General features: G+C 72.9%; 21 protein-coding genes. 11 read left to right on the top strand and 10 right to left on the bottom strand.

The features are described 5' to 3' along the window. Positions 1 to 89 precede the first annotated feature (89 nt). Entirely contained in the window at positions 90 to 1,307 is a 1,218-nt protein-coding gene (locus Sru02f_RS35455) for an MFS transporter (protein WP_109035531.1), read from the bottom strand. 77 nt (positions 1,308 to 1,384) lie between these two features. Here Sru02f_RS35455 and Sru02f_RS35460 point away from each other — a divergent pair, with 77 nt between their 5' ends. The 3 genes from Sru02f_RS35460 to Sru02f_RS35470 all read left to right on the top strand — a co-directional run bounded on the left by Sru02f_RS35460 (position 1,385) and on the right by Sru02f_RS35470 (position 3,855). Next, a complete protein-coding gene (locus Sru02f_RS35460; protein ID WP_109035529.1) occupies positions 1,385 to 2,371 on the top strand; it encodes an ArsR/SmtB family transcription factor in 987 nt (328 codons plus the stop codon). 10 nt (positions 2,372 to 2,381) lie between these two features. After that, the gene (locus Sru02f_RS35465) at positions 2,382 to 2,909 is read left to right on the top strand and encodes a glutathione peroxidase (RefSeq protein ID WP_109035527.1); all 528 of its coding nucleotides are present in this window, start codon (positions 2,382 to 2,384) and stop codon (positions 2,907 to 2,909) included. A 73-nt stretch (positions 2,910 to 2,982) separates the two neighbouring features. Next, a complete protein-coding gene (locus Sru02f_RS35470) occupies positions 2,983 to 3,855 on the top strand; it encodes a MerR family transcriptional regulator (RefSeq protein ID WP_109035525.1) in 873 nt (290 codons plus the stop codon). Positions 3,856 to 3,980: 125 nt separating this feature from the next. Here Sru02f_RS35470 and Sru02f_RS35475 read toward each other — a convergent pair whose 3' ends face one another. From Sru02f_RS35475 to Sru02f_RS35485, 3 genes are all read right to left on the bottom strand, one after another. Beyond that, a complete protein-coding gene (locus Sru02f_RS35475) occupies positions 3,981 to 4,172 on the bottom strand; it encodes a DUF397 domain-containing protein (protein WP_003974539.1) in 192 nt (63 codons plus the stop codon). 174 nt (positions 4,173 to 4,346) lie between these two features. Next, positions 4,347 to 5,204, bottom strand: a complete 858-nt coding sequence (locus Sru02f_RS35480; protein ID WP_164271025.1) for a helix-turn-helix domain-containing protein — start codon at positions 5,202 to 5,204, stop codon at positions 4,347 to 4,349. A gap of 319 nt (positions 5,205 to 5,523) precedes the next feature. After that, complete coding sequence (locus Sru02f_RS35485; RefSeq protein ID WP_003974541.1) at positions 5,524 to 6,282, bottom strand: GOLPH3/VPS74 family protein; 759 nt, start codon at positions 6,280 to 6,282, stop codon at positions 5,524 to 5,526. Positions 6,283 to 6,471: 189 nt separating this feature from the next. On the opposite strand from Sru02f_RS35485, the gene Sru02f_RS35490 reads away from it, so the two are divergent. From Sru02f_RS35490 to Sru02f_RS35500, 3 genes are all read left to right on the top strand, one after another. After that, on the top strand, positions 6,472 to 9,039 hold the full coding sequence (locus Sru02f_RS35490) for a serine hydrolase (RefSeq protein WP_244941934.1): 2,568 nt from the start codon (positions 6,472 to 6,474) through the stop codon (positions 9,037 to 9,039). 208 nt (positions 9,040 to 9,247) lie between these two features. Beyond that, positions 9,248 to 11,125, top strand: coding sequence for an MFS transporter (locus Sru02f_RS35495; RefSeq protein ID WP_109035521.1), 1,878 nt, complete (start codon positions 9,248 to 9,250; stop codon positions 11,123 to 11,125). A gap of 235 nt (positions 11,126 to 11,360) precedes the next feature. After that, positions 11,361 to 12,944 carry a sodium:solute symporter family protein gene (locus Sru02f_RS35500; protein ID WP_109035519.1) on the top strand — a complete coding sequence of 528 codons (1,584 nt, stop codon included), beginning with the start codon at positions 11,361 to 11,363 and terminating at the stop codon, positions 12,942 to 12,944. Between the two features lie 61 nt (positions 12,945 to 13,005). On the opposite strand, the gene Sru02f_RS35505 is transcribed toward Sru02f_RS35500, so the two are convergent. The 3 genes from Sru02f_RS35505 to Sru02f_RS35515 all read right to left on the bottom strand — a co-directional run bounded on the left by Sru02f_RS35505 (position 13,006) and on the right by Sru02f_RS35515 (position 15,603). Beyond that, on the bottom strand, positions 13,006 to 13,416 hold the full coding sequence (locus tag Sru02f_RS35505) for a VOC family protein (protein ID WP_003974546.1): 411 nt from the start codon (positions 13,414 to 13,416) through the stop codon (positions 13,006 to 13,008). 63 nt (positions 13,417 to 13,479) lie between these two features. Beyond that, positions 13,480 to 14,601 carry an ADP-ribosylglycohydrolase family protein gene (locus tag Sru02f_RS35510; RefSeq protein ID WP_109035517.1) on the bottom strand — a complete coding sequence of 374 codons (1,122 nt, stop codon included), beginning with the start codon at positions 14,599 to 14,601 and terminating at the stop codon, positions 13,480 to 13,482. Positions 14,602 to 14,706: 105 nt separating this feature from the next. Continuing rightward, on the bottom strand, positions 14,707 to 15,603 hold the full coding sequence (locus Sru02f_RS35515; protein ID WP_109035515.1) for a LysR family transcriptional regulator: 897 nt from the start codon (positions 15,601 to 15,603) through the stop codon (positions 14,707 to 14,709). A gap of 84 nt (positions 15,604 to 15,687) precedes the next feature. Here Sru02f_RS35515 and Sru02f_RS35520 point away from each other — a divergent pair, with 84 nt between their 5' ends. Then, on the top strand, positions 15,688 to 16,038 hold the full coding sequence (locus Sru02f_RS35520; protein WP_174855217.1) for a DoxX family protein: 351 nt from the start codon (positions 15,688 to 15,690) through the stop codon (positions 16,036 to 16,038). A 30-nt stretch (positions 16,039 to 16,068) separates the two neighbouring features. Here Sru02f_RS35520 and Sru02f_RS35525 read toward each other — a convergent pair whose 3' ends face one another. After that, positions 16,069 to 16,191 carry a hypothetical protein gene (locus tag Sru02f_RS35525; protein ID WP_275413798.1) on the bottom strand — a complete coding sequence of 41 codons (123 nt, stop codon included), beginning with the start codon at positions 16,189 to 16,191 and terminating at the stop codon, positions 16,069 to 16,071. A 51-nt stretch (positions 16,192 to 16,242) separates the two neighbouring features. Here Sru02f_RS35525 and Sru02f_RS35530 point away from each other — a divergent pair, with 51 nt between their 5' ends. Then, positions 16,243 to 16,752, top strand: coding sequence for a DUF2165 domain-containing protein (locus Sru02f_RS35530; protein ID WP_003974551.1), 510 nt, complete (start codon positions 16,243 to 16,245; stop codon positions 16,750 to 16,752). Positions 16,753 to 16,771: 19 nt separating this feature from the next. Here Sru02f_RS35530 and Sru02f_RS35535 read toward each other — a convergent pair whose 3' ends face one another. Both Sru02f_RS35535 and Sru02f_RS35540 read right to left on the bottom strand, forming a co-directional pair. After that, entirely contained in the window at positions 16,772 to 17,335 is a 564-nt protein-coding gene (locus Sru02f_RS35535) for a hypothetical protein (protein ID WP_174855216.1), read from the bottom strand. 74 nt (positions 17,336 to 17,409) lie between these two features. After that, positions 17,410 to 20,013 (bottom strand): bifunctional FO biosynthesis protein CofGH, encoded by a 2,604-nt coding sequence (locus Sru02f_RS35540; protein WP_109035509.1) that lies wholly within the window; start codon positions 20,011 to 20,013, stop codon positions 17,410 to 17,412. Positions 20,014 to 20,201: 188 nt separating this feature from the next. Here Sru02f_RS35540 and Sru02f_RS35545 point away from each other — a divergent pair, with 188 nt between their 5' ends. From Sru02f_RS35545 to Sru02f_RS35555, 3 genes are all read left to right on the top strand, one after another. Beyond that, positions 20,202 to 21,725 (top strand): CehA/McbA family metallohydrolase, encoded by a 1,524-nt coding sequence (locus Sru02f_RS35545; protein WP_109035507.1) that lies wholly within the window; start codon positions 20,202 to 20,204, stop codon positions 21,723 to 21,725. Positions 21,726 to 21,794: 69 nt separating this feature from the next. Further along, the gene (locus tag Sru02f_RS35550) at positions 21,795 to 22,205 is read left to right on the top strand and encodes a nitroreductase family deazaflavin-dependent oxidoreductase (protein ID WP_109035505.1); all 411 of its coding nucleotides are present in this window, start codon (positions 21,795 to 21,797) and stop codon (positions 22,203 to 22,205) included. 102 nt (positions 22,206 to 22,307) lie between these two features. Continuing rightward, positions 22,308 to 25,289 (top strand): AfsR/SARP family transcriptional regulator, encoded by a 2,982-nt coding sequence (locus tag Sru02f_RS35555; RefSeq protein WP_109035502.1) that lies wholly within the window; start codon positions 22,308 to 22,310, stop codon positions 25,287 to 25,289. Positions 25,290 to 25,311 lie beyond the last annotated feature (22 nt).

A 25,311-nucleotide genomic window follows, 5' to 3' on the forward strand; every position in this document is an offset into this window, starting at 1 on the left:
AGTTTCCGGACGGTCCTTAACCCAATCGAGGCCGAGCCGCGCCCGCCGGACCGCACGTCACGCCGACCGCACGTCACGCCGACCGCACGTCACGCGGACCGTACCGCCGCCCGGGTCGGCAGCAGTCCCCCGTCGGGCGCGCCCCGCCGGCTCGCCGCGGTCAGCGTGAGCGTCACCGTGAGCGAGGCGAGCGCCATCACGGACATGGCCGTCGCCGGTGAGGTGAACTGGGCCACCGTGCCCGCCAGGACCGCGGCCAGGCCCTGCATGGTGAGCATCCCGGCGGAGTGCAGTCCGAGGGCGTGCCCGGAGAGTTCGTCGGGGGTCAGGGCGACCAGGCGCTCCTGCTGCACCAGGCTCGCGCCGAAGCCCACCGACGCCAGGCCGACCAGTACGGCCGTCAACGGCAGCGGCGGACGCAGGAAGAGGACGAGGTACGGGGCGGCCAGCAGCGCCAGGAGCGGGATGCCGAGCCGCGGGCGCAGCCGGGCGGGCAGCAGCCGGCCGACCGTCAGGTCCCCGGCGAGCATGCCCAGCGCCCCGCAGGCGAACAGGGTGCCCGCGGCGCGCGGGTCGTAGGAGACGAACAGCGACTCGCAGCCCACGACGAGGCCGTTGGGAACCCACAGGGCCAGGTACACGTGGCGGCGCGGACGGGCCGACCAGAGCAGGGAGTTGGCCCGCCACGTGGCCCGGACGGAGGGGCGGCCGGAGATCCGGGGCGGACGGCGGGTCAGCCGCAGGGCGAGGGCGGCCGACGTGCCGTACAGACCGGCCGCGAGCAGCAGGCACAGGCGCGGCGACAGCAGGGCCACCAGGACGCCGCCGGTCGCGTATCCGGCGATCTGCATGAGGCCGCTCATCATGTTGAAGAGCGAACGCCCGGTCAGATAGCCGTCCTTGGCGAGGATCTCGGTCAGCAGACCCCAGCGGACGCCGCCGCCGAGCGAGGCGATCAGCCCCTCGACGAGCACGATGAGGAGCATCGCCCACACCGGCAGGCCGGGCAGCGCGAGGGCCGCGGTGGCGGCGGCGAAGGAGAGCGAGAGGCCCGCCAGCGTCGCGCGGGGCGGCAGCCGGTCGGCGCCGGAGAGGAAGAAGGTGGCGCCCAGCACCTGGGCGAGCGCCGGGCCGAACATGCTGACCGCGGAGAGCAGTGGTGATTCCGTCGCCCGGAACACCAGGGTGCCGAGCGCGAGCCCGCTCACCGTCTGGGCGGCGATGTTGGCGGCGGAGGAGAGGAAGAGGGGGCTGAACCCGGGGGTGCGGAAGAGGGCCGCGTAGGTCGTGCGGGGTGTGTCCGGCATGCGGGGAGTGTGGGGTGGGCGGGAGACCGGCCGTTATTGTTTCGCGCGGACGCGAAAGGTCACGAGGGGACGGGCGGATGGGCTGGTGGGAGATCAACGCCGACACCCTCGCGCGCGGCCGTTTCGTCGTGTCCCCGCTCGACGAGACCCTCGCCTGTCTGAAGCTGCTGCACGCGGGGATCGCCGGGCATCCCGGTGAGCGGGCCTGGCTCGACACCCACCGGCCCGCCCATCTGCGCCGGATGGCGGCCGACCCGGTGACCGCACTGCTGGTCGCCTCCGGCCTGGGCCGGGAGTGGAACGCCGACTTCCTCACCCCCACCCCGGTCGAGGGCCAGAGCTTCGCGGACGGCGTCGCGCGGATCCGGGCGGCCCGCCCCGAGGTGGCACGCGCCGACCTGGCCGTCTCCCTGGGCGGGACGCTCCCGGCGGCCCTGGACCGCGACGACCTGCCGGAGCGGGCCGCCGCGCTCCTCGAGCAGGTCTGGGCCGAGGCGGTACGGCCGGACTGGGACCGGCGCCGCCGGGTGCTGGAGGCGGACGTCGTCGCACGGACCGCGCAGGTGAGCCGGGGCGGCTGGGCCACGGTGCTGGACGCCCTGCGACCCGGCACCCGCTGGCTGGGCGACAACCGGCTCCAGATCAACCTGAACCCGTACCCGCCGCGCGAGCTGTCCGGGGCCGAGCTGCTCCTCGTGCCGATCACCGCGCAGCGGCACGGCTGGGTGGCCTGGGAGGAACCGGAACGGTACGCGATGGTCTACCCGTGCGCGGGCGCCCTCGCGGACGACGGCGCCCGGCGCGTGCCCGCCGCCCTCGGCGCGCTGCTCGGCCCGGCCCGCGCGGGCGTGCTGACGCTGCTCGGCACCCCCATGAGCACCAGCCAGCTGGTCGGCGTGACCGGGCAGGGCCTCGGGTCGGTCGGACGGCACCTGCGGGTGCTGCTCGACGCGGGGCTGGTGGAGCGCCGCCGCGCGGGCCGCTCGGTGCTGTACTCACGGACACCGGCCGGGGAGGTCCTCGTCGAGGCGGGCAGCGAGGGGCGCGCCGGCGCGCCCAACTAGCATCCGGTGCATGACTAGCGCACCGAACACGCGGAACGACGACAACGACAGCCTTCCCCTCGACGTCGAGATCGGCGCCCTCCAGGGCGGGGCCGCGGACCTCTCGCAGTACGCCGGCCGGGTCGTGCTGGTGGTCAACGTGGCCTCCAAGTGCGGGCTCACCCCGCAGTACGCCGGCCTGGAGCGGCTGCACGAGCGGTACGCGGAGCAGGGGTTCACCGTGCTGGGCGTGCCCTGCAACCAGTTCATGGGCCAGGAGCCGGGCAGCGCCGACGAGATCGCCGAGTTCTGCTCGGCGACCTACGGGGTCACCTTCCCGATGACCGAGAAGGCCGAGGTCAACGGCGAGGGGCGGCATCCGCTGTACGACCGGCTGACCGGCTTCGCGGACGCGGAGGGCCACAGCGGGGACATCCGCTGGAACTTCGAGAAGTTCCTGATCGGGCGGGACGGCAAGGTCGCCGCCCGCTTCTCGCCGCAGACCGAGCCGGAGGCGGCCGAGGTCGTGGCGGCCGTCGAGGAACGCCTCGCCGGTTGACCTTGCCCCTGGGGCAAGGCCGAGTCTCTCCGGCGTCGGGCGGAACAGCCGCCCGGCGACGGAGGACGACGACGTGGACAACGGCGTGGACGACTACGTGGGCGACGAGTTGCTGACCATCGGCGCGTTCGCCGCGCGGGCCCGGCTGTCGGCCAAGGCCCTGCGGCTGTACGACCGGCTGGGTCTGCTGGCGCCCGCCCACGTGGACGAGGCGACCGGCTACCGCTACTACCGGGCCGGGCAGGCCGAATCCGCCCGGCTCGTGGCCCTGCTGCGCCGGCTGGACATGCCGCTCGCGCGGATCGCCGAGGTGGTCCGCGCGGACGGCGACCGGGCGGCCGGTCTGCTCGACGGCTACTGGGCGGACGTGGAGGCCCGGGTGGCCGGTCAGCGCACGCTCGTCGCGTACCTCCGTGGACGACTGTCGGGAAGGGATTCCGAGGTGTACGGAGAGTTCGTGGTCGAGACGGTGGACGTGCCCGAGCAGGTGGTGATCAGCGAGACCCGGCACACGCTGGCGAGTGAGCTGCCGGCCTGGATCGGCGCCTCGCTGGGCCGCCTGGAGGAGGCTGCCCGGGGCTGCGGGGGTGTGACGGCGGCGCCGTACGTCGTCTACCACTCGGACGTGTCGATGGAGAGCGACGGCCCGGCCGAGTCCTGCGTGCCGGTCGCCGACGCGGCGGCGGCGCGGGCGTGGAGCGAGGAGCGGGGGCGGGCGTGGCAGACGCGGGTGCGGGTGGAGCCGGCCGGGCGGCTGGCCTACACCCGGATCACCAAGGCCCAGGTGGCGTATCCGCAGATCCTGGCCGCCTTCGGGGCGGTGGAGGAGTGGATCGCCGCGCAGGGCCTGACGGTGGCGGGGCCGTGCCGCGAGGTGTACTTCGCCGACTGGGAGGCCGCGGGTCCCGAGGACCCGGTGTGCGACGTGGCGTTCCCGGTGAGTTGAACGGAGTTGAGCCGAGCGGGGTCGAGCTGAGCTGAACCGGGCCCCGGCGGGCGCCCTCTCGGCAAGGTCGGCGAACTGGTCGAGAGGGCTCCGTCGGTGGTACCGGCGGGTGACGCGTGGCGGCGTTACTCCTTGACCGAGGTCACGAAGGCGGTCCACGCGTCGGCGGGGAACGCGAGGACCGGTCCGCCGGTCACCTTGGAGTCGCGGACGGCGAGTGCCGCCACGAGCGGTGACCTGACTTCGACGCACGCGCCGTTTCCTCCGGAGTAGGAGGACTTGGTCCACGATTCCTGGGCGCCCTGAAGAATTGCCATGTCTGCTCCGATGGCGAGTCGCGAGTGTGGTTTACGCCAATGACGTTTGATCTTTGGCGTGATCGACGCTACTCGCTGGCCATCCCGTACGGAGCAGCCATTCACTCGTCCGGATGGCATATTCCAGGCGAGTCTTCCAGTACATCGCGGCAGGGGTGTAACATGCCGCACCGCTCAGCGTGCGTACTCCTTCGCCACGTCCTCGATGCGCTGCCGCGACTGCTCCACGTTCAGGGCCTGGGCCCGCAGGTGCTCGTACATCACCGTGTACTTCTGCACGTCCGGCGCCTTCTCCAGGTACAGGTCGCTGGTCACGCCCTCGATGTACACCACGCTGGAGTCGGCCGTGTCGGCGAACTCCAGGATGGAGTACTGGCCGTTGATGCCGGGGTGCGCCCCGACGTCGAAGGGCAGCACCTGCACGGTGATGTGCGGCAGCTGCGACATCTCGGCGACGTGCTCCAGCTGCTCCCGCATCACCTGCCTGCTGCCCACCACCCGGCGCAGGCTGGCCTCGTCGAGGACCACCCACAGCCGCAGCGGGTTGTGGCCGGCGGAGATGCGCTCCTGCCGCCGTATGCGGACCTGCACCCGTTTCTCCACGTCGGCGACGGACGTCTCGGGCAACGCGCCCTGGATGAGGGCCTCGGCATAGGGCCGGGTCTGCAACAGGCCGGTGATGATCTGGGGTTCGTAGGTCCGCAGCGACTCCGCGTCGGTCTCCAGGCCGATGTAGACGCTGTACGGGATGTCCCCGAAGGCGTGCCACCAGCCCTGCTGACGCGAGTCCTTCGCCATCTGCATCAGCGAGTCGACGATCCGCTGGTCCTCGACCTCGTAGACCCCGCACAGGTCGCGGACGTCCCGCTGGCTGATGCTGCGCCGGCCGTTCTCCAGGCGGCTGATCTTCGACTGGGAGACCAGCAGCCGCTCGGCGACCTCCTCGGCCGTCATGCCCTTGAGCTCACGGAGCCGGCGCAGCTCCTGGCCCAGCCGACGCCGCCTTACGGTGGGATTGACACTCGACGCCACGGGACGTGCACCTCCGGCTGCGTGACTCATACTTGCCACTTTGTGTATCTGCTGCTGAGCAGACTGCCACCAAGGTGCTTTCTACCGCTGGGAAACGGTCGATATGCGCCGCGTACACGCCAGTTCGGGGCGCCACCCCGGCATGCGGCCGCGCGGGGTGGCGGAACCTTTCCGCGGTCCGGGTGGGCCGGACGTGCGGTCGGTTCCGCCACCCCGCGCGGACCTGCGGCTCCCGTGACCGGGCTTGGGGACTGGCGGTGCGGCGGTGCTGTGGTGCGGTCGTGCGGGTGCTGCGGTGCTGTGCGGTGCGCCCGTCGGGCTAGTGGACCGCCGCCCGCGCCATGGATCCGTGGCGCGGTTGCGCCGGAACGCCGCGGGCGGGTTCCGGGGCGGGCCTGGCCCCCGGTCCCGGGGCCTGGCGGCCGGCCGGGGCCGGGCTGCGGCGTGGCTGTGCCGCAGCGCCGTTCTGGACGTCCATCACCGCGTGCGCCACCAGACCGCCCATGGGGTCGTGCCTGATGAGGTCCCGCAGCCGGGACCGCGACGAGCGTCCTTCGTTGCCCGGGTAGAGGTGCTTGCCGAGTCCGACCGCGTGGGCCAGCGCGGCGAGCGCCGCGGTCCGCGGGTCCGGCGGAACGCCGGTGCGGATCGCCGAGTCCAGCCGGGCCTTGATCTCCCTGCTGATCGCCGTGTCCGTCGCCTGGTAGCGAGTCGTCGGCAACACCCCGCACATCTGGCCCTCCACGGCATGCACCATGCCGCATCGCTCCAGATGCGAGAGATAGGTCTGGCGCAGCCCCAGGCGGGGTCCGCCAATCCAGTTGACCGCCCGTACCGGAGCGCCACGCCTTCGCAGCAACTCCAACGCGCAGTCCAGTGTTGGATCTCCTGTCGGCCGTGGGGCCACCACGGCGATACGATCCCCGTCTGGGGCTATCCGTCCGGCCAGCGCCAGCTCCACCAGCTGTGCTCCGGCCAGACCGAGGTCGAGCGACTGCGGCTGTGCGGTGGTACCCGTGGTCGGGTCCAACGCCAGCAGCAGAAGCTCCTCCGGAAGTGTTCTGCGGCTCCTGCCCATCCATGCCTCCCCGCGTGGATGACAGACAGGGTGACCCCTCTCACATTGGTCTGTCGAGGGTGCGTGACCGCTTCGTAGTGGAACCAGTAGGTATGTCGTTCTCGTCTTCCGCGTGGGTTCCACCCGTACACAGGACACTGGTAAATGGTTTCGGTACGGGTTCGGCAGCGCGCACAGGACGTGCGGCGCATGGAGGAGGCATCGGTGGCGGGCGAGTCCCCCGACAGTTCGAAGCAGCGCGAGTCGTCGGAAGAACCGACGTCGGGGAGCGCGGGTCCGGTTCCCGAAGCCAGGACCGAGGCGAGCGAGCGGCGTGATCCGCGGCTGGCGGTGGCCCGGGAGGACGCGAAGCGCTCCGCGGGGACCGGTACCGGGTCCCGCGGTGGCGTCGACACGGCCACCCGCGTGTTGTCGGTCCGCGAGTCGGAGCCGGAACGGGAACCGGAGTCCTCCGGCGAGGACGCCGCCGAGGCGTCTGCCGCCGCTCCGGAGGGGTCCGAGGCCGATGACGCGGCACCCGCCGCCGGGAGCGACGGCCGGCTCAGGGACGCCGTCGCGGCCTGGGTGGCCACCGCGGACGAGCGCGCCGCCGCCAACGCGCGGCTCGAGGGCTCGCGGGACGCGGCGGAGTCGCCGCGGGACGGCGACCAGGACGACCAGGACACCGAGGCGCCCGAGGACGCCGGGGACGGGCTGGGCCATGAGGCCGCCACCCCGCAGGACACCGAAAGGGCCGAGCAGGCCGAGCAGGCCGACGGGGACGCCGCCGACGGCGCATCGGGCACGGGTTCCGACAGGGGCTCGGACAAGGGCCCCGACGCGGACGTGGACGCGGCCTCGGCCGCGGGCTCCGCATCGGACGGGGACGAGGGATCGTCCGCCGCAGCCGACTCGGCCCCGGGCACTGACGCCGAAGCCGGCGCCACCCCCGACTCGGACTCCGGCACGGACGCGGGTCCGGCCCCGGATGTGAGGCCGGACCGGGAGCCGAAGGCCGCCCCGGAAGCGAAGGCGGACCCCGAGCCGGCCCCCGACGCGCAGGCGGCGTCCGGCCGTGACGGCGACGGCGACGGCGACGGCGACGGCGACACAGACGGTGGCGACCCCGGCACCGACGCCGACGACGGCCCCCCGCCGGTCGATCAGCCCACCGCCGTGTTCAAGGCGCCGCGGCCGGGCAAGCCCGCCGTCGACCAGCCGACGACCATGCTGAAGCTGGGGGACGCCGCCTCCGCCGCCAAGAAGGCCGAGCAGAAGTCCGGGCAGGAGAGCGACGCCCCCGCACGGTCCGAGGGCGACGCCGAGCGGACCAGCAAGTTCGTGGCGTTGCGGAACCCGGACGAACCGGCGACCCGTAAGCCCTCGGAGTCCCGGACGCCTCCCGGCGACGCTCCGAAGGCGTCACCGGCGCCCCGTACGGGGGTGACCGCCGCCAGGTCGCACGTCGGGCCCGACCGGACCACCCAGCAGCCGCTGCCGCCCAAGCCGCCGCTGGACCTGCTGGCGGAGCTGACGAACACGCCGCCGCCGCCGGAGACCCCGCTGCGGACGACGGTGCGCCGGGTCAAGATCTGGACGCCGCTGGTCATCCTGCTGGTGATCGTCTTCGGCGTCGTGCAGTCCATGCGCCCGCTGCCCGCGCCGACCCTCGACCTCACGGCGCAGGACAGCTTCTCGTTCGACGGCGGCAAGCCGCAGATCCCGTGGCCCGAGAGCGGTCAGGCCGCGCTCGACGTGCAGGGCATCGGCTCGTTCGGTTCGTCCGGCGACCAGAAGCCCGTGCCGATCGCGAGCGTGGCCAAGGTCATGACCGCGTACCTCGTCCTGCGCGACCACCCGCTCAAGAGCGGCGCCGAGGGCCCGAAGATCAAGATCGACCAGGCGGCGGAGGACCAGTCCCAGGCCGGTCAGGAGTCGACGGTCGACGTCTTCGCGGGCGACTCGATCTCCCAGCGCGAGGCCCTGCAGGCCATCCTGATCGCGTCCGCGAACAACGTGGCGCGTCTCCTCGCCCGCTGGGACGCGGGGTCGGAGAAGGCGTTCGTGGAGAAGATGAACGCCACCGCCAAGGACCTCGGCATGACCAACACCACGTACACCGACCCGTCGGGGCTGAACAACACGACGGTGAGCACGGCCGTGGACCAGGTGAAGCTGGCCAAGGCCGCGATGAAGGAGCCCGCCTTCCGCGAGGTCGCGGCGATGATGTCGTACAACGACTACAAGGGCGAGAACCACGGCAACTGGAACCAGCTGGTCGGTCACAACGGAGTCGTCGGCATCAAGACCGGCACCACCACCTCCGCGCTCGGCAACCTCGTCTTCGCGGCGAAGAAGGAGGTCGGCGGCGAGACCCGGACCATCGTCGGAGCCGTGGTGCGCCAGCCGGACGTCGGCGGGGGCATCCTCGACGCGGCGCTGGACGCGAGCGACGAGTTGATCCGGGCGGCGCAGGACACCCTGAAGTCGTCGACGATCATCAAGAAGGGCAGCGTCGTCGGGTACGTCGACGACGGCCTCGGCGGCCGGACGCCGGTCGTCGCCACGCAGGACGTCAAGGCGGTCGGCTGGGGCGGGCTGACCGTGAAGCTGACGTTCACCGCGGACGAGGTGCCGCACACGGCGAAGGCCGGGACCAAGGTGGGCACCCTCACGGTCGGCGACGGCGGTACCAGCGGCGCGGTGAAGGTGCCGGTGGCCCTGGGCGAGGACCTCGTCGAACCGGGGTTCACGGACAAGCTGACCCGGCTGGGCTGACGGCCGGCCCGTCCGGGCCGCGGCCACGCCCCGCGCTCCCCGCCCCCGCGGTCACCCGGCCGCGGGGGCGTTCGCGTCCCCGGAGGTGCCGAAAGGGAGGAGGCAGCGGTGCGGCGGCGCGTGCTAGCGTCGCCAAACGGGGCAGTCGCCGGTCGCGGGAACGGGACACGGCCCAAAGAAGAAGACGGGACACGGGGAGTGCCTTCAGGTGGCCACTGCGGAGCCGACACGCGCCGACGACGCCGATCCGGGTTCGGGAGCCGACCCGCGACCACGCGTACCCGCGCCCCGCAGGGACGACGGTGAGTCCCGGACTGCCGGGCGGCGGCCGCCCGCCGAGCCGGAAGCGCCCTCGGCGGTGAACGCCGCCTTCCTGGCCCTGCGCGAGCGCATGCTGCGCCATCCGGTGCTGTCCGTGACCGCCCTGGCCGGGGTGCTCCACATAGCGTGGTTCTTCACCTTCGCGAACAGTGGCGGCGACCTGGCGGCGCAGGACGCGTGGGCCGAGTTCGTCGGCCGGCACCCGGCCTCGGCGTACAACCTCGCCTGGTACGGCGGCATGCACCCGGTGTCGTACAGCGTGATCTCGCCGTACCTGATGTCGGTGCTCGGCGTGCGCACCACGATGATGATCGCGGGCACGGTGTCGGCCGGGCTGCTGACGATGGTCCTGATCCGCAGCCGGGTGGTCCGCAATCCGCTGTGGGCCTCGCTGGCGGGGCTCTTCGCGCTGCTGGGCAACGCGGTGTCGGGGCGGGTGACGTTCGGGCTCGGCATGATGTTCGGACTCGGCGCGGTCGCCGCGGTGTTCTGCTGGCCCCACCGGTGGCGGCACGAGCGCTGGGCCAAGGGGCTGTGCGCGGCGCCGCTGGCCGCGCTGTCCACGATGGCCTCGCCGGTCTCGGGGCTGTTCGTGGGCCTGGTGGCGGTCGCCCTGTTCCTGCAGAAGCGCCGCCCGGGGGCCTGGGCGCTGGGCGTGGCCCCGAGCGTGGTCGTCGCGCTGTCGGCGGTGCTGTTCCCCTTCTCCGGCACGCAGCCGATGGGGTTCGGCTCAACGGTGCTGCCGATCGTGTACTCGGGCCTGATCTACTGGCTGGTGCCGAGCACCTGGAAGACGGTGCGGATCACGACGGCGGTCTACGGCCTGTCCGTGCTGCTGGTCTGGCTGATCAGCTCGCAGATCGGCTCCAACATCACGCGCCTGCCGATGCTCTTCGCCGGGGTGGCGCTGGTCGCGGCGCTGCCGTTCACGGTGGTGAAGTCGCGCAAGTGGTACGCGCTGGTGGTCTCGATCGTCGGCTTCGTGGTCTGGATCGGCTTCAAGTCGGCCGACGACGCCGTCCACACCCAGCCCGCCGCCTCCTGGGCGCGCGAGCTGGCGCCGCTCGTCAACGAGCTCCAGGAGGTCGGCGCGGGGCGGGGCCGGGTGGAGGCCGTGCCGGCCCGCTCCCACCGGGAGGCGTCGGCGCTGGCGCCGTACGTGAACCTGGCCCGCGGCTGGACCCGCCAGGCCGACATGGAGCGCAACCCGCTCTTCTACGACGACACGCTCAACTCGGCGAACTACCACGAGTGGCTGAAGCGCTGGGCGGTGCACTACGTGGTGCTGCCCAAGGGCGAGCCGGACGGCGACGGCGGCAAGCGCGAGCGGGAGCTGCTGCAGCGGGGCCTGCCGTACCTGAAGCAGATCTGGGGCGACGCCAACTGGCAGCTGTTCCAGGTGCTCGACCCGACGCCGCTGGCCGAACCCGACGCCGTCGTCCAGCGGGCCGAGCAGGACGAGTGGACCATCGACGTGAAGGAGCCCGGCCGCATCCTGATCCGGATGCCGTACTCGCCGTGGCTGAGCCTCGTCGACGAGGAGGGCAACAAGCTCGAGCCGCCCCGGGAGACGGAGGCCTCCAAGGACGCCCCCGACGGCACGCCGAAGACGTACGACAACGTCAACGGCTGTCTGACGGAGACCGAGGAGACCGCCGACGGCGACGTGTGGACGACGCTCGTCGCGCCCGAGGCGGGCACGTACCGGCTGTCGGCGCCGTACGGCCTGAAGCGGGGCACGCCGTGCCCGGACGAGCTGAAGTAGCGGACCGGACGGCCGGCCCCGGGCACCGGACACCCCCACTGACGTTCATGTAGGTGAACACAGGTCAGCAAGTCGAACCTTTTTACTCCCTCTTGACCTTCCGCTTCCTTGTCGTGCCCGCGTCGTCGCACCCACGATGAGCGGGCACTTCGCGGCCTGCCACGCCCCTACCCCGCTCGTGCGAAGTGCCAACCAGCTGAGCGGAGTTCACAAGGCGGACCCCGGAAGGGGGCACATGAACGGTCTCGACTGGTCCGTGCTCATCGGCTACTTCGCCGTCATGGTGGCGATCGGTGTCTGGTCGCACAAACGCGTCGACGACGTCAGCGACTTCTTCACGGCCGGCGGCAAGATGCCGTGGTGGCTGTCCGGCATCTCGCACCACATGTCGGGCTACAGCGCGGTGATGTTCACCGGCTACGCCGGCATCGCCTACACCTACGGCGTCACGTCCTTCGTGACGTGGTCGTTCCCCATCGCACTCGGCGTCGCGATCGGCTCCAAGCTGTTCGCGCCGCGCATCAACCGGCTGCGCTCCCGGCTGCACGTGGCCTCGCCGCTGGAGTACCTGAAGAACCGGTACAACCTGCCCACCCAGCAGGCGCTGGCCTGGTCCGGCATGCTGCTGAAGATCGTGGACGTGGCCGCGAAGTGGGCGGCCATCGCCACGCTCCTGTCGGTCTTCACCGGCATCACGCTCAACCAGGGCATCCTGATCACCGGCGTCATCACGGGCATCTACTGCACGATCGGCGGTCTGTGGGCGGACGCGCTGACGGAGCTGGGGCAGTTCATCATCCAGCTGCTGGCCGGGGTCGCGATGTTCGTGGCCGTCGTCATGAAGCTCGGCGACCACGGCGGCTTCTTCGGCGTCTGGGACGAGCCCGCCCTCCAGGGCCACGGGAAACCGCTGGTCGGCCCGTACGGGACGGTGTTCCTGCTGGCCTTCCTCTTCATCAAGCTCTTCGAGTACAACGGCGGCATGCTCAACCAGGCCCAGCGCTACATGGCCACGGCCAACGCCCGCGAGGCCACGCGGGGGGCGCGGCTGTCGGCGGTGCTGTGGCTGGTCTGGCCGCTGGTGCTGTTCTTCCCGATGTGGATGTCACCGCTGCTGGTGGAGTCGCAGAAGGCGGACGGTTCCGACTCCTACGCCCTGATGACCGAGCAACTGCTGCCGCACGGGCTGCTCGGCCTGGTCATCGTCGGCTTCTTCTCGCACACCATGGCCATGTGCTCCTCGGACGCGAACGCCATCGCGGCCGTGTTCACCCGTGACGTGGCGCCGGTGCTGTCGAAGCGGGCGCGCGGCTGGGGGCAGCGGTCCGGGCTGCTGGCGGCCCGGCTGACGACGGTGATCTTCCTCGGTCTTTCGATGGCTGTGGCGACGCAGGTCGACTCGCCGACGTTCAAGGACATCATCACCGTCGTGATCAAGTGGGTCGCCGGGCTGATGGGCCCGATCGCGATCCCGATGATGCTCGGTCTGCTGCGGCCCTTCCGCCGCTCGGGCCCGACGGCGGCGCTCACCAGCTGGGGCCTGGGCCTGGTGGCGTTCTGGCTGGTCAACTACCCGATCAACTGGAGCGTGGACGGCGGGGTGCCCCTGGAGTACCAGGTCTCCGTCCCGCTGGCGGTCTCGCTGGTCCTGTACATCGCGATCGGCTACCTGAAACCGGAGGACACCCCGGAGCGGCTGGCGATCATCGAGCGCGTCAACACGGACGGGGACGGCGACTCCGCCGGCGCGGCGGCCGCGATCCCGACGCCCGCGGGCGGGGCGGACGACGCGGTGGGCCGCAGCCGGGTGGGCGACTAGGGGCTGTCAGAAGAAGGCCGCTCGGCCGGTGACCGCGGGTCGTGGTCACCGGCCGGCCGGTTCAGCGCAGTTCCTGGATGCGGATCTGGTTGCCGGCCGGGTCCCGGAAGGCGCAGTCCCGGATGCCGTACGGCTGCTCGGTCGGCTCCTGGACGATCTCGGTGTTCCCGGCGCGCACCTTCTCGAAGGTGCCGTCGAGGTCCTCGGTGGCCAGGAGGATCCACCCGTAGGTGCCCTTGGCCATCATCTCGGCGATGGTGCGGCGCTCGCCGTCGGTGATGCCGGGGTCCACGGCGGGCGGCGACAGGAGCAGCGAGACGTCCGGCTGGTCGGCCGGTCCGACCGTGATCCAGCGCATCTTGCCGTTCCCGACGTCCTTGCGGACCTCGAAGCCGAGGACGTCCCGGTAGAAGGCCAGGGACGCGTCCGGGTCGTCGTGCGGAAGGACGGTGGTGTGAATGCTGATGTCCATGGCTGCCACGCTAGCCGGGGCGCACGGACCACCGCTTCTCGAAACGTGACTGTTCCGCCGGGGCTACGCCCGTGGGTACCGCGTCAGCCAGCCCGGGGAGGAACCCGCCGGGCCGTGGAGCGCGGGGCCCTGGGTCATCTCCATGGCGAAGTCGTCGGCCAGTTCCAGGACGGTGGGCCGGCCCTCCAGTTCGGCCAGCCAGGCCGGGGGCAGCGCCGTCTCGCCGTGCAGCGCGCCGAGCAGGCCGCCGGTCAGGGCGCCGGCCGCCGCCGAGGCGCCGTCGTGGTTCACGGCGAGCCGCAGCCCGTGCCGTACGTCCTCGCCGACGAGGGCGCAGTACACGGCGGCGGCGACCAGGCCCTCCGCCGTGCCCGTGCCCGCGCCGATCAGCTCGGTCACCCGGGCCGGGCTCGGCAGCCCTTGCCGTACCGCGCCCAGCGCGTGCTGCAGGGCGTCCGTCACGGGCTCGTGCCCCGGCCGGGCGACGAGCAGCGCCAGGGCCCGCTGCACGGCGGCGTCCAGGCTCTCGCCGCGGGCCAGCCCGTGCACGATCACGGCGTACGCGCCCGCCGCCAGGTAGCCGGTGGGGTGGCCGTGGGTCTGCGCCGCGCACTCCACGGCGAGCTGGGCGACCAACTGCGGCTCCCAGCCGACCAGGAGCCCGAACGGCGCCGAGCGGGCGGCGGCCTCGGGGCCGCGCTCGCCGGGGTTCTTGGGCGCCTCGGGGGTGCCCATCGTCTCGTCGCCGAGACCGAGCAGCAGCGCGCGCGGGGCGCCCCGGCGGACGTACAGCCACTCCTCGTGGGCCAGCCAGCCGTCGTCCTTGCGCCGCAGGTCGGGCCCCCAGTCGCGCTGGGTGGCGGCCCAGCGCCGGTAGGCCCGGTGCAGGTCGGTCGGCGGATGCCAGGCGCCGGTGTCGCGCCGCACCTGGGCGCGGATCAGCCCGTCGACCGAGAACAGGGTGAGCTGGGTGAGGTGGGTGACGGCACCGCGCCGGCCGTGGGCGGCGGCCAGGTCGGCCAGCCCTTCGGGGCCGTGGGCCGCCCGGATCGCCTCGAGGGCGAGCGGGTCGACGGGCGAGCCGAGGGCGTCCCCGACGGCCACGCCGAGCAGCGTCCCGCGCACCCGGCTGCGGAAGTCCTGCTGCTCGGCACGCCCCCAGACGGCGCCGGCTGTCCCGCCCACCCGGACCTCCCCTCGGCACTGTCCACACCACTGTCCGTACGTACGACGTCCAGCACTGTATGCGAACAGAAGTGGTCGGTCAGGGCCGGAACGGTGTGGAAACGTTCACGTGCGGGCGCACACCAGGCGGCAGCAGCGGACGAAGTCCTGGACGACGGGGTCGGCGTCGTCCGCGGGGTCCCAGGCGACGCCGACCCGGCTGGGGCCGACCCCGGTGACGGGGCGGTGGACGACGCCGGGGCGGGTGTAGAAGCGGGACGCCGACTCGGGCGCGAGGGCGATGCCGTAGCCGTTGGCGATCGCGGTGAGCCAGTCGTCCGGCTGCGCGGTGACGGCGCCGACGCGGACCGGGTGGCCGTCGCGCTCGTCGGCGGCCAGCCAGTACGCGCGCCAGGGACCCGTCTCGGGCGGGGCGGCCACGAAGGGCTCGTCCCGCAGTTCACGGAGGTCGATCGTCTCGCGCCCGGCCAGCGGGTGCGTCTCGGGCAGCACGACGCAGCGGGGCTCGCTGAACAGCTCCACCACCCGCAACGCCTCCTGGCCGGGGAACGGCAGCCGCACCAGGGCGACGTCGACGTCCGAGTCGGCGAGCCCGGCGGACGGGTTCGACCACGAGGCCTGCCGCATCTCGGCCCGCCAGTCCGGACGGCGCCGGGCGAACTCGGCGATGATCGGCTGCGTCGCCTCGTTGGCCGCGCTGGCCAGGAAGCCGACCCGCAGGACGCGGTCGGCCCGGCTCCCCGCGGACCTCGTCTCGCGCAGCGCCGTCTCCCACCCGGCCAGGAGGCCGGGGACCCGGGCCGCGAGCGCCCGGCCCGACCCGGTGAGGGCCATGCCGTCGCGGGAGCGCGTGAAGAGGGCCGTGCCGAGTGCGGACTCCAGCCGGCGGATCTGCTTGGTCAGCGCGGGCTGGGAGACGTACAGCCGCTGAGCCGCCCTGGTCAGGCTGCCTTCCTCCGCCACGGCCGCGAAGTACCGCAGCAATCGGGTGTCGACATCCATTCCACCAGGTTATAGAAGCAGGTATTGGACGTCGCGGTGGGCGGCGGTGAGGCTGGACGCAGGTTGCCGCTGGAAGGGGAGCCCGTGTTCACCGCCTATGTGGTCGTCGGTGCCGCCGCGATCGTCGCCAATGCCGGGATCGCCGTCGCGGACCTGCTGCGCGCCCGGTTCGTCCTCGCCAACTCGGCCGAGGTGGGGGTCCCCGCGTCGTGGCTCCCTTGGCTGGCCGGTCTCAAGGCGGCCGGTGCCGCCGGGCTCCTGGCCGGCCTGCTGGGCGCCGGGCCGCTCGGGACCGCGGCGGCGGCCGGTCTCGCCCTCTTCTTCGTCGGCGCGCTCGCCGCGCACGTCCGCGCCCGGGTCTTCCACAACATCGCCTTCCCCCTCGGCTACCTGGCGCTCAACACCGCGGCGCTGGTCCTGGGGATGGCCGCGTGAGCGGGTGGGGCGTGAGCGGGCGCCCGGCGGTCAGCGGCCCCGGGCAGCCGCCCCGGCCGAGGTCGTAGACGCCGAGTGCCACGTCCGGTACTCCAGGTTCAGCCGACGCGGGTCGCCCGGCAGTTCGTCGGCGGAACGCTTCGGGGAGATCACGTTCCGGACCCTACCCACTCGCCGCGCCACCGGTTTCGGAATAGTGCTGCCATGACCAACATCCCCCGCAGCACCCTTTTACTCGCCTCCACCGTGCTCACCGCGGTCCTCGCCCTCTACATCGCCCTGGTGGCCCTCGGGAACATCACCGACTTCGACAACAACCAGCAGTACGTGCACCACGTCCTCGCGATGGACACGACGTTCAAGGACGACGACCTGATGTGGCGGGCGATCACGAGCAAGGGTCTTCAGGACACCGCCTACGTGGCGATCATCGTGTGGGAGACCGCGGCCGCGCTCGTCCTGATCTGGGCGACCTGGCTCTGGATACGCCGGCAGCACGCTCCCGCGCGGCGCTTCACCACCTACGGCACGCTCATGCTGATGCTCCTCTTCGGCGCCGGTTTCCTCGCGATCGGCGGGGAGTGGTTCGCGATGTGGCAGTCGGAGGACTGGAACGGGCTGGACGCGGCGACGCGGGTGCTGCTGTTCAGCGGCGTCGTGCTGATCGTGGCGCACCTGCCGTCCGGCGAGGCGGAGGCCACGAGATCACAGTGACCCACGAGACGACAGTGACCTACGAGACCACGGTGACCGTCGTGCCGGACGTGCCGAAGTCCCAGAGCGCGTCGCCGTCCGCCTTGGGCAGCCGTATGCCGCCGGTCCTGGCGCCGTCGGCGGGCGGCGGCGGCGAGGAGCCGTCCACGGCGTTGGAGAAGGCGACCCAGACGCCGTCCTCCTGGGTGAAGTACATGATCTGCTCGACCCGGACCCCGTCGGAGCCCGTCGTCGGGTCCTGGCGGCGGGTGCCGACGCTGTACTTGCCGGGGTCGGGGTCGACCGTGCCCGGCCACACCTTGAAGGAGCGCCGGGTGGCGTCGCTGGCGTCGACCAGCCACACCCGGTCCTCGCCGACCGAGTAGACGACGCGCCGACCGGTGCCGGAGCCCTCCGGCACCGGGGCCGGCGCGGTCTCCTTCGGCGTGGGGTGCGCGTCCGCGGACGCCGACGGTTTCGGCTTCGTCGCCACGGCGGTGGGCTGGGGCCCCTGGTCCGCCTGCACGGCCAGCACGGTCACCGCCGCGATCGCGCCCACGGTCAGACCGGAGACCCACGCCCATGAGGGAAGTCGGGCAGGCACGGGCACGCATCTCCTCAGCTACGAGAACCCCGACACACCGGGGGCCCGATCATCGTACTGCGCGCCCGCGCCGCTCAGTCCAGGACCGGCAGCAGCTCCGGCAGGTGCCCGTCCGAGTCCCGCGCTGCCCGCTGCCGCTCCGCGGGGACCGGGCCGTAGAGGGTGGTGCGCGGCTTCGCCGGGCGGCCCGCGGCGTCCGCGACCGCGATCAGGTCCTTGACCGACTTGTACGACCCGTAGGACGAGCCCGCCATGCGGGAGATCGTCTCCTCCATCAGGGTGCCGCCCAGGTCGTTGGCGCCGGAGCGGAGCATCTCCGCCGCACCCTCCGTGCCCAGTTTCACCCAGCTCGTCTGGATGTTGGGGATGTGCGGGTGCAGGAGGAGGCGGGCCATCGCGGTCACCGCGCGGTTGTCCCGGAGGGTGGGCCCGGGCCGCGCGATGCCCGCCAGGTACACCGGCGCGTTGGTGTGGATGAAGGGGAGCGTCACGAACTCCGTGAAGCCACCCGTGCGCTGCTGGATCCCGGCGAGCGTGCGCAGGTGGCCCAGCCAGTGGCGGGGCTGGTCGACGTGGCCGTACATCATCGTGGACGAGGAGCGGATGCCCAGCTCGTGGGCGGTCTCGATCACCTCGATCCAGGTGGCCGCCGGCAGCTTGCCCTTGGTGAGGATCCAGCGGACCTCGTCGTCGAGGATCTCCGCCGCCGTGCCCGGGACCGAGTCGAGCCCCGCCTCCTTCGCGGCGCTCAGCCACTCCCTGACCGACATCCCGGTGCGGGTGGCGCCGTTGACGACCTCCATCGGCGAGAAGGCGTGCACGTGCATGCCGGGGACGCGCTCCTTCACCGCCCGCGCGATGTCGAAGTACGCCGTGCCGGGCAGGTCGGGGTGGATGCCGCCCTGCATGCAGACCTCCACCGCGCCCACGTCCCAGGCCTGCTGGGCGCGGTCGGCGACCTGGTCCAAGGAGAGCGTGTAGGCGTCGGCGTCCGTGCGGCGCTGGGCGAAGGCGCAGAAACGGCAGCCGGTGTAGCAGACGTTGGTGAAGTTGATGTTGCGGGTCACGATGTACGTCACGTCGTCGCCGACCACCGACCTGCGCACGTCGTCGGCCACCTTGCACAGGGCGTCCAGCGCCGGGCCGTCGGCGTGCAGCAGGGCGAGCGCCTCGTCGTCCGTCAGCTTCGTGGGGTCGTCGGCCGCCGTGGCCAGCGCGGCGCGTACGTCGGTGTCGATGCGCTCGGGGGCCATGCCGGGGGCGGCGGCCTCGCGCAGGGCGCCCCAGTCGCCGTACACCTCGTCGAAGTCGTCGCGGCGGTCCGACGTACGGCCCTCGGTGTCGATGGTGGCGTGCAGGTCGGTGCGGCCGGTGGCGGTGAACGCCTCGTCCGGCTCCTGCCAGGCGTGCCCCTCGACCACCGCGTCCTCGCGGGCCAGGCCGGTCTCCGGGTCGGCGAGCGCCGCCACGTGCGGGCGCAGCCGCGGGTCCAGCCAGGGCTCGCCGCGCCGCACGAACTCCGGGTACACGCAGAGGCGTTCGCGCAGCTCGAAGCCGGCCGCCCGGGACTTCGCGGCGAGTTCGTCGATCTGCGGCCAGGGACGCTCGGGGTTCACGTGGTCGATGGTGAGCGGGGAGACGCCGCCCCAGTCGTCGACGCCCGCGCCGATCAGCCGCTCGTACTCCGCGTCCACCAGGTTCGGCGGGGCCTGGAGGCAGGCGGAGGGGCCCATGATGTGCCGGGCGACGGCGACCGTGGCGACCAGTTCGTCCAGTTCGGCGTCCGGCATGCCGCGCATCGCCGTGTCGGGCTTGGCGCGGAAGTTCTGGATGATCAGTTCCTGGATGCCGTGGTAGGCGCGGGAGACCTTGCGCAGCGCGAAGAGGGACTCGGCCCGCTCCTCGTACGTCTCGCCGATGCCGATGAGGATGCCGGAGGTGAAGGGCACCGAGGAGCGCCCGGCGTCCTCCAGGACGCGCAGCCGTACGGCGGGCTCCTTGTCGGGCGAGCCGTGGTGCGGGCCGCCGGGCTCGGACCACAGGCGGGTCGCGGTGGTCTCCAGCATCATGCCCATGGAGGGCGCGACGGGCTTGAGCCGCTGGAAGTCCGTCCAGGTCATGACGCCGGGGTTGAGGTGCGGGAGGAGACCCGTCTCCTCCAGGATGCGGATCGAGATGGCGCGGACGTAGGCGATCGTGTCGTCGTAGCCGTGCGCGTCCAGCCACTCCCTGGCCTCCGGCCAGCGGTCCTCGGGCTTGTCGCCGAGGGTGATGAGGGCTTCCTTGCAGCCGAGGGCGGCACCCTTGCGCGCGATGTCGAGCACCTCGTCCGGGGACATGAACATCCCGTGGCCGGCCCGGCGCAGCTTGCCGGGGACCGTCACGAAGGTGCAGTAGTGGCACTTGTCCCGGCACAGCCGGGTCAGCGGGACGAAGACGCTCTTCGAGTACGTGATGACGCCGGGCCGCCCGGCCGCCTCCAGGCCCGCGTCCCGGACCCGGGCGGCGGACGCGGTGAGGGCGTCGAGGTGCGCGCCGCGCGCCTGGAGCAGCACGGCGGCCTCGGACGCGTCGAGGGCGACGCCGTCCCGGGCGCGTTTGAGGGCGCGACGCATGGAGTTCTCGGTGGGCCCTGCGGGGTCGGCGGGTCCGGTTCCGGAGGTCGCGGAAGTCGTCATCCTTCGAGCATACGAGCGGCGTGATCAGCACGGCTGTCCCGTCGCGGTGACCCACCGCACGGTTTCCGGTCCTCCATCCGCCTCCCCCCTTCCCTTGCCCCGCAGTTCACGGCTCAATACGAGGGTTGCACGCACCAACCCCTGCACCACCCATGCCATGTCATCGACGACACCTGGGGAGCAGCAGCATGTGCGAGGACGACCACGAGAACGACCACGCCGGGATCGGCAGACGCGCGGTGTTCGTGACGGGAGCCGCCGCCGCGCTTACGTTGGCGACCGTGAGCTTCGCTTCAGCGGCGGGCGGTACCGGCCCGCGGACCAGGACCGTACGCGGCACCCTGCCGCCCGGCGCCCCCGACTTCGTGTACGTCCCGGTCGAAGTCCCCCGGGGCGTGCGCGAGATCCACGTCGCCTACACCTACGACCGTCCCACCGTCCCGGCCGGCACCCAGGGCAACGCGCTCGACATCGGCCTCTTCGACGAGCGCGGCACCGACCTGGGCGGCCGGGGCTTCCGCGGCTGGTCGGGCGGGGCGCGCACGGAGTTCTTCGTCCGCGCGGACGCCGCCACGCCGGGCTACCTGCCGGGGCCGGTGCGGGCGGGCATCTGGCACATCGCGCTCGGCCCGTACACGGTGGCCCCCGAGGGGCTGTCCTACGAGCTCACGATCACGCTGACCCACGGCGAGCAGGACGAGGCCCCGCGGCCGGTGTACCCGCCCGAGCGGGCCAAGGGGCGGGGCCGGGCCTGGTACCGGGGCGACTGCCACCTGCACTCCGAGTACTCCGACGGCCGCTACACCCTCGCCGAGATCGCCGGGCTGGCGCGGGCGGCGGGCCTGGACTTCATCAACTCCTCCGAGCACAACACGCACTCGGCGCACGCGCACTGGGCCGGGCTCGCCGGGGACGACCTGCTGATCCTGCTCGGCGAGGAGGTGACGACCCGCAACGGCCACGTCGTCGCGCTCGGTACCGACCCCGGCACCTTCGTCGACTGGCGCTACCGGGCCCGCGACAACCGCTTCGGCCGGTTCGCCCGGCAGATCCGCCGCGCCGGCGGCCTGGTCGTGCCGGCCCACCCGCACGCCACCTGCATCGGCTGCAACTGGAAGTTCGGCTTCGGGGAGGCGGACGCGGTCGAGGTGTGGAACGGCGCCTACACGCCCGACGACGAGGTGGCGCTGGCCGACTGGGACGGCATGCTGGTCGCCTCGGTGCGCGACGGGCGGCGGGACTGGCTCCCGGCGATGGGCAGCAGCGACTCCCACCGCTCCCCCGACGTGATCGGCCGCCCGCAGACCGTCGTCCTCGCCGACGACCTGACCCGCGAGGCGATCCAGGAGGGCATCCGGGCGGGCCGGTCGTACGTGGCCGAGTCGTCGAAGGTGTCCCTGTCCCTCACCGCGTCCGGCGGCCGGGGCGAGCACGCCGGGATCGGCGAGCGGCTGCGCGTGGCCGCCGACACCCCGGTCACCGTCCGCCTGGAGGTGACGGGCGCCCCGCGCTGCACGGTGCGGTTCGTCACGGACCAGGGCGTGCTGTTCACGAGCGATCCGCTGCCGGTGTCCGGCGCGGGCGTCGTGCAGTGGCGCACGACCGCCTCGTACGCGGCCTACGTACGGGCGGAGGTGCGGCACGAGGCGGCGGCGGGCCCGCTGCCGGGGCCGCTGGCGGCGTTCACCAACCCGGTGTTCCTGGGGAGTTAGTCTCCAGGGGCCACCGGGCTGCCGGGACCGACCGCGGAGCCCCCGAGCGAGACGGAGCGCGGACCCACGATGCCGAAGCCGCCGAACCCCGAGCGGAAGTACCGGACCGTCACGGCCTTCCAGCGCCGGCTGAACGCCGTCGTGCGCCGACTGCCCGGCCAGACCCTGCTGGAGACCACCGGCCGCGTTTCGGGCCTGCCCCGCCGCACACCGGTGGGCGGCCGCCGGGAGGGCGATTCCTTCTGGCTGGTCTCGGAGTTCGGCGAGCGCTCGCAGTACATCCGCAACATCCGGGCCGACCCGCGGGTGCGGGTGCGCATCCGGGGGCGCTGGCACCCGGGGACGGCCCACCTCCTTCCCGACGACGACCCGCTCGCCCGTCTGCGCCGCCTCCCCCGCTTCAACAGCGTGGCGGTGCGGGCGATGGGCGTCGGGACGGGGCTGCTGACGGTACGGGTGGAGTTGGAGGGGCAAAGCTGAAGAAGCTGATGGAGAACCTGTGATCGGCGTCTCCCACGGCTGACGTGGTCGGCATGAACAAGGCAAACTGACCTGGTTGCTCAGGATGTCTAGGGGGACGGCATGGACGGTGGACCGCGGGTTCCGGAGCAGCGGCGTCCCGGATTCCCGGCGGAAGAGGAGGAATCGGGCGCGCTGCGCTTCGGCGTGCTCGGGCCGGTGCGCGCCTGGCGGGACGGGGAGACGCTGGCCACCGGCTCTCCGCAGCAGCGCGCGCTGCTGGCCGCCCTGTTGCTGCGCGAGGGCCGTACGGCCACGGCGGGCGAGCTGATCGACGCCCTGTGGGGCGAGGAACCGCCGTCGCAGGCGCTGGCGGCGGTGCGGACGTACGCGTCCCGGCTGCGGAAGATCCTCGACCCGGGGGTGCTGGTCAGCGAGTCGGGCGGGTACGCCGTGCGGGGCCTCGCCGAGGGGGCGCTGGACCTGGCACGGGCCCAGGACCTGGCCGCGGCGGCCGAGAAGGCCAGGAGCGCCGGGGACCTGTGCCACGCCCGTGACCTGCTGCGCCGGGCGCTGGCCCTGTGGGACGGCGAGGTGCTGGCCGGCGTGCCGGGGCCGTACGCGCAGACGCAGCGCGTCCGCCTCGGCGAATGGCGGCTCCAACTTCTCGAAACGCGCGTCGACATGGACCTCGACCAGGGCTGTCACGCGGAGGCGGTCTCGGAACTGACGGCGCTGACCGCGGCGCACCCGCTGCGCGAACGCCTGCGCGAGCTGCTGATGCTGGCCCTGTACCGCAGCGGCCGCCAGGCGGAGGCGCTCGCCGTCTACGCGGACACGCGCCGTCTGCTCGCCGACGAGCTGGGCGTCGACCCGCGCCCCGGCCTCCAGGAACTCCAGCAGCGCATCCTCCAGGCCGACCCGGCCCTGGCCGAGCCCTCGGCGGCCACCGCGGAGACCTCGACGGCCACCGTGCGCCCGGCGCAACTCCCCGCGACCGTGCCCGACTTCACCGGCCGCGCGGCTTTCGTCCGGGAGCTGAGCGACGTACTGTCCGCCGCGTCCGGGGACTCGGCGTCGGGCCGCGTGATGGCGGTCTCGGCGCTGGCCGGCATCGGCGGCGTCGGCAAGACGACCCTCGCCGTGCACGTCGCCCACCGGGCGCGGGCCGCCTTCCCGGACGGGCAGCTGTACGTCGACCTCCAGGGCGCGGGCGCGCGGCCCGCGGAGCCGGAGACGGTGCTCGGCTCCTTCCTGCGGGCCCTGGGCACGGCCGACTCGGCCATCCCGGACTCCCTGGAGGAGCGCGCCGCCCTCTACCGCTCCGTCCTGGACGGCCGCCGTGTCCTGGTCCTGCTGGACAACGCCCGCGACGCCGCCCAGGTGCGGCCCCTGCTGCCCGGCACGGACGGCTGCGCGGCGCTGGTGACGGCGCGGGTGCGGATGGTGGACCTCGCCGGGGCGCACCTGGTCGACCTGGACGTGATGTCGCCCGAGGAGGCGCTGGCCCTCTTCACGAGGATCGTGGGCGAGGAGCGGGTCGCCTCGGAGCGGCAGGCGGCGCTCGACGTGGTCGGCGCATGCGGTTTCCTGCCGCTGGCGATCCGCATCGCCGCGTCCCGGCTGGCCGCCCGCCGCACCTGGACGGTCTCGGTCCTGGCCGCGAAGCTGGCGGACGAACGACGCCGGCTGGACGAGCTGCAGGCCGGCGACCAGGCGGTCGAGGCCACCTTCGAACTGGGCTACGGCCAGCTGGAACCGGCCCAGGCCCGCGCCTTCCGCCTGCTGGGCCTGGCCGACGGCCCGGACATCTCCCTCGCGGCGGCGGCGGCCGTACTGGACCTCCCGGCGGGGGACACGGAGGACCTCCTGGAGTCCCTGGTCGACACCTCGCTGCTCGAATCGGCGGCCCCGGGCCGCTACCGCTTCCACGACCTGGTCCGCCTCTACGCGCGTGCGTGCGCGGAACGGACGGAACGGGACGGGACCTCGCCGAGCGAGCGGGGGGCGGCGCTGTCGCGGCTGCTGGACTTCTACCTGGCGACGGCGGCGGGGGTGTACGCGATCGAGCGGCCGGGGGACCGGTTGGTGGACGGCCTGGAGCCGACGGAGTACCCGGGGCTGACGTTCACGGAGGGATCGGCGGCGCTGGACTGGTTGTACACCGAGGCGGCGCCGCTGCTGTCGTGCGTGCGGCAGGCGGCCGCGTCGTCCCGGCTGCGGCGCGCCGTCGACCTCCTGTGGGCCGCCAAGGACCTCACCGAGTCCGGTGCCAACTCCCACCAGTACGAGACGACCGCCAGGGGGATGTGCGAGGCAACGCGCGCCGCCGGCGACACCCTGGCCGAGGGACGGGCACGAACGGTGCTCACCGACGTCCTGTTGGTGAGCGGCCGCATCCCCCAGGCGGAGGAGGAGTCGCGGCTGGCCATGCGGCTCGCGGAGTCGGTCGACGACGCCCTCGCGGTGAGCTGGGTCGCCAACAGCCTCGGACTCATCTGCTTGCACCAAGGGCGGCACAACGACAGCAAGCCGTTCTTCGAGCGGGCCATCGCCGGATTCCGCGCCCTGGGCAACCACCCCCCGGAGGCGACGGCCCTGTGCAACCTCTCGCGGGCCCACCTGGGGGCCGACGACGTCGCACAGGCCGTCGACTTCGCGAGGCGGGGGCTGGAAGCGCACGCCGAGTTCGGCAGGACCGTGCGGCTCGCCAACAGCCACTACGCGCTGGGCATCGCCCTCAACCGGGCCGATCGGCACACGGAGGCCCTCGGACACTTCTCCGAGGCCCTGACCATCTTCACCGCGCACCGGCAGCGGCTGTGGGAGGGCACGACGAACTACCGCATCGCCGAGGTCCACCTCGCGGCGCAGCGTCCCGCGCAGGCGGCCCGGCACGCCGAACAGGCCCTCGCGCTCGGCTGCATCGGCGGGGACCGCATGCAGGGCAACGTCCTGACGCTGTTGGGCCGCGCCCTGGCCGGATTGGAGCAGACGGACCGGGCCAAGGCCTGCTGGAGCAAGGCCCTGCGGCTGTACGAGCAGGAGGGCGCCGAGGAGGCGAGCGAGGCGAGGGCCCTGCTCAGGCCCGCTTCGGCCGCCTGAGCCACGTACGTACGACGGGCGT

Source organism: Streptomyces rubrogriseus, from assembly GCF_027947575.1.
Lineage (GTDB): Bacteria > Actinomycetota > Actinomycetes > Streptomycetales > Streptomycetaceae > Streptomyces > Streptomyces rubrogriseus.